A 3,990-nucleotide genomic window follows, 5' to 3' on the forward strand; every position below is an offset into this window, starting at 1 on the left:
GACGACGCGGGGCTCGACCACCTGCTGGCCGCCGAGCTGCGCACCGGCGCCCTCCGGGAGGGCACCACCGCGCCCGGGCTGCGCAAGGTGTTCCGCGCCTACGCCGACGGCCTGCGCCGCAACAACGCGCTGGCCCGCGCGCACACCGCCGTGCCGGTCGACGTGCCGGTGGTCCTGGTGCGCCCGGACCGCGGCCTGCTCGACACGGCGGACCCGCTCGGCTGGGACACGCTGACGCCCTTGCTCGCCACCGCCCGGTGCCCCGGGGACCACTACTCGATGCTGCGCCACCCGGAGGCGCTGGCCGTGCTCGCGGACCTCACCAGCCCGCTGGCCCGCTGACCCGCCCGAACCACCTGAACCGAACGGACCTCCGACCCCGAACCGGACTGCCCGACCCGAACGGACTGCCCGACCCGAACCGGACTGCCCGACCCACCGCCGACCCTGCCGCCATGGAGACCCCCGCCATGAACCAGCCCGCCCACCGCCTCGGCGACACGCCGATCGCCGTTGTGGGTCTCGGCGCGCTCTACCCGCGCTCCGGGGACCTGCGTGAGTTCTGGGGCAACGTCGTGGACGCCCAGGACCTGATCGAGGACGTCCCCGAGACCCACTGGAAGATCGAGGACTACTACGACCCCGACCCCAGCGCGCCGGACAAGACCTACGCCAAGCGCGGCGGTTTCATCCCGACCGTGCAGTTCGACCCGCTGGAGTTCGGCCTGCCGCCGACCTCGCTGGAGGTCACCGACGTCCTGCAGCTCCTCAGCCTGGTGGTGGCCAAGCAGACCCTCGCCGACGTCAACGGCGGCTACGACCCGTCCCGCACCGGCGTGGTGCTCGGCATCACCGGCGCGAACTCGCTGACCCAGCCGCTGGCGACCCGGTTGCAGACGCCCGTGCTGAAGGAGGTCGTGCGCAGCGTCGGGCTGTCCGAGACGGACGCCGAGGAGATCGCGGCGAAGTTCGTGAAGGCGTTCGCGCCGTGGGAGGAGAACTCGTTCCCCGGCATGCTCGGCAACGTCGTCGCCGGACGCATCGCCAACCGGTTCGACTTCGGCGGCACGAACTGCACGGTGGACGCGGCGTGCGCGTCGTCCCTGGCCGCGCTGCACATGGCCGCGGCCGAGCTGGTCTCCGGCCGCGCCGACGTGATGATCACGGGCGGGTGCGACGCCGAGAACACCATCCTGATGTACCTGTGCTTCAGCAAGACGCCCGCGCTGTCGAAGAGCGGCGTGATCCGGCCGTTCGACGAGGCCTCGGACGGCACGCTGATCGGCGAGGGCATCGGCATGCTCGCGCTGAAGCGGCTGGCGGACGCCGAGCGCGACGGCGACCGGATCTACTCGGTGCTGCGCGGCATCGGGTCGTCCAGCGACGGCCGGTACAAGAGCATTTACGCGCCCCGCCGCGAGGGCCAGGTCGTGGCGCTGCACCGCGCGTACGTCGACGCGGGCGTCGGCCCGGAGTCCGTCGGGCTGGTGGAGTGCCACGGCACCGGCACGTCGCTGGGCGACCTGACCGAGCTGACCGCGCTGCGGGACGTGTACGCGGGCGCGTCGGACGAGAAGCAGTTCGCCGCCGTGGGCAGCGTGAAGTCCCAGATCGGCCACACCAAGGCGGCGGCGGGCGCGGCGGCGCTGATCAAGGTGTCGATGGCGCTGCACGAGAAGGTGCTGCCGCCGACCATCAACGTCACCAAGCCCCGCGAGGCGGTGGACTTCCCCAACTCGCCGTTCTACGTCAACACCCGGTCCGTGCCGTGGCTCGTGGAGCCGCGCCGGCCGACGCGGCGCGCGGCCGTGTCGTCGTTCGGGTTCGGCGGCACGAACTTCCACTGCGTGCTGGAGGAGTACCCGGCCGAGGACGTGCGGGTAACCCACCGGACCAACCGGGTGCACGTCTGGCACGCGCCCGACGTGGCGTCCCTGCTCGACGTGGTCGAGGCATCGCCCGGCGGGGTGGCGGACGAGGTCCCCGCCGGTCACGCGCGGCTGGCCGTGGTGTCCCGTGACGACGACGAGCTCGCCGTGCTGCGGGCCGACGCCGTGCGGCGGCTGCGGGAGAACGGCGACGTCGAGGCGTTCGAGCTGCCCGGCGGCGCGTACTACCGGCGTTCCGCCGCGGTGACCGGCCGGGTGGCGGCGCTGTTCGCCGGGCAGGGCAGCCAGTACGTCGGCATGGGCGCCTCGGCGGCGATGGCGCTGCCGCCGCTGCGGGAGTCGCTGGACGCGGCGAGCCTGCTGTCCGACCCCGCCGAACCGCTGAGCCGGGTCGTGTACCCGCCGCCCGCGTTCGACAAGGAGACGTCGCGGGCGCAGGAAGAGGCGTTGCGGCGCACCGACTACGCGCAGCCCGCGATCGGCGCGCTGTCCGCCGGGCAGTTCCGGTACCTGAGCGCGCTGGGCTTCCGCGCCGAGGGCATGCTCGGGCACAGCTTCGGCGAGCTGACCGCGTTGTGGGCGGCCGGGTCGCTGACCGAGGAGGAGTTCCACCGGCTGGCCGCCGCCCGCGGCAAGGCGATGGCGCTGGCGCCCGAGTCGGGCGACCGCGGCTCGATGGCCGCCGTCCGGTCCGACGTGGACGCGTTGGCCGAGCTGCTGCCGCAGCACCCGGACGTGCTGGTGTGCAACCTGAACGGGCCGCACCAGACCGTGGTCGGCGGTGGCACGGCGGCCGTCGAGGCGTTCGTCGCGGCGGCGCGCGCGTCCGGTCTGGACGCCCAGGTGCTGCCGGTGGCCGCCGCGTTCCACACGCCGTACGTCGCGCACGCCGTGGACGCGTTCCGCGAGGCGGTGTCGGCGGTGGAGGTGCGCGAACCGGTCGCCGAGGTGTACGCGAACACGTCGGGCGCCGCCTACGGCGCGGACGTCGCGCACAACCGGGACGTCCTGGTCGACCAGCTCGGCAAGCCGGTGGCGTTCGCCGAGCGGGTGCGGCAGATGTACGACGCGGGGTACCGGGTGTTCGTCGAGTTCGGGCCCAAGACCGTGCTGGCGGGCCTGGTCCGCCGCATCCTCGGCGACGACCCCGACGTGGTCGTGCTGTCCGCCGACGCGGGACCGGCGAAGGACTCCGACCGGTCGATCAAGCGGCTGGCGGCGCGGCTCACCGTGCTGGGCCTGCCCCTGACCACCCCAGACCGCTTCACCGCCCCCGTGGCGGAAGCGGCGCAGACCAAGGGAATGAGGGTTGCGTTGACCGGTGTGAACCACGTCCCGGCCCACCGCCGCCGGGAGTACCAGGACGCCCTCGAGAACGGTTACCGCATCCCCACCGCGCCCGCGAACGGCGGCGCGCCCGCGACGAACGGTGGTGCCGAGGTGAACGGTTCACCCGCGACCAACGGCGTGAGCGTGAACGGCGCTCACGCGACCAACGGGACGACCGCCGTCAACGGCGACTCGTCCGGCAACGGCGTGCACGCCGGCAACGGACACGCGAACGGACACGCGAACGGCAACGGCAACGGCAACGCCGTGAACGGCAACGGGCACGCCGCGGCCCCGGAGGTCCCGGTGCGCTTCACGCCGACCGAGGCACCGGCCCCGGCGCCAGTGGCGGGCGCGGCCGGTGTCGCCTGGGAGCACCTGGCGATGCACCGCGACTACCTCGACAGCCAGTTGCGCGTGGCGGAACGGCTCAGCGGCGTGCTGGAGCACGAGACCCGCCAGGGCAGCCTGAGCGACCTCGCCGTCGCCGGCATCTCGTCGGTGACCGAGCACAGCATCGCCATCGGCCACAGCCACATGCACGCCAGCGACGTGCTGCTGAACTTCGCGCGGCTGGAGGCGGGCAACCCGGTCGCCTACGCGCCGTCCCACCGCTACACCCCGCAGTTGGCCCCGGCGCCGACGCGTTACGAGGTGCCGGCCTACTCCGCCCCGCACGCCCTGACCGCCTCGCCCGCCGCCGCGCCGACGCCCGCGGCGGCACCGGCACCGGCACCGGCACCGGTGACGGCGCCGGTCGCCGCACCGACGC

Annotated in this window: 1 protein-coding gene and 1 pseudogene; both read left to right on the forward strand. The window is 73.8% G+C overall.

What is annotated here, in order from left to right; genetic code table 11:
• Window positions 1-342 (forward strand): annotated as a pseudogene (locus ACFQ3T_RS34895) (alpha/beta fold hydrolase); the annotation flags it as partial.
• A gap of 113 nt (window positions 343-455) precedes the next feature.
• Window positions 456-3,990 (forward strand): beta-ketoacyl synthase N-terminal-like domain-containing protein (locus tag ACFQ3T_RS34900; RefSeq protein ID WP_380730132.1); only part of this gene is annotated, 3,535 nt, incomplete at its 3' end.

Source organism: Saccharothrix hoggarensis (assembly GCF_042678885.1).
GTDB classification, from domain to species: domain Bacteria; phylum Actinomycetota; class Actinomycetes; order Mycobacteriales; family Pseudonocardiaceae; genus Actinosynnema; species Actinosynnema hoggarensis.